1 protein-coding gene is annotated in these 863 nt (G+C 46.0%); it reads left to right on the plus strand.

What is annotated here, in order from left to right:
* Positions 1 to 54 precede the first annotated feature (54 nt).
* Positions 55 to 863, plus strand: an 809-nt coding sequence (gene cysB, locus R7Z50_RS25940) for an HTH-type transcriptional regulator CysB (protein WP_318149534.1), incomplete at its 3' end; no start/stop codon positions are given.

Genomic DNA, 863 nt, shown 5'->3' on the forward strand with positions numbered 1-863 from the left:
GAGCGGTCAATTTAGTTATGACATTATTATCTCGTGAATGAGTAAGGGATTACGATGAAACTGCAGCAGCTGAAGTACATTGTTGAGGTTGTGAACCATAATCTAAACGTTTCTGCGACGGCGGAGAGTTTATACACCTCTCAGCCTGGTATTAGTAAGCAGGTTCGTTTACTAGAGGATGAGCTGGGAATCCAGATCTTCGAACGAAGTGGTAAACATTTAACGCAAGTGACACCAGCAGGTGAAGAGATCGTACGTATTTCCCAAGAAATCCTTGCTCGGGTTGAGAGCATCAAAGCGGTGGCGGGCGAGCATACTCACCCTGAAATGGGCACGTTAAATATTTCAACAACCCATACTCAAGCGCGCTATGCATTGCCCGATGTCATCAAAGGTTTTACGGCACGTTACCCGAAAGTGTCTTTGCACATGCATCAAGGTACGCCTTCTCAAATGTCTGAAGCGATTGCAAAAGGTACAGCCAACTTTGCGATTGCGACAGAAGCTCTCCATCTTTACCAAGATGCTATCATGTTGCCTTGTTACCACTGGAATCGCTCTATTGTGGTGCCAAAAGATCATCCGTTGGCGAAGAAAGACTTAGTTACAATTCACGATTTAGCTGCTTATCCTTTGGTGACTTATGTGTTTGGCTTTACTGGTCGCTCTGAGTTAGATACCGCTTTCAACCGTGAAGGTTTGACGCCGCGAGTCGTGTTCACTGCAACCGATGCGGATGTGATTAAAACGTATGTGCGCATGGGTATCGGTGTTGGTGTGATTGCGAGCATGGCTGTCGATGAAGAGCAAGACCGCGATTTAGTTGCTATTGATGCGAGTCATTTGTTTGGTGCGAGTACAAC

The sequence above is a fragment of the Vibrio sp. 1249-1 genome (genome assembly GCF_033340495.1).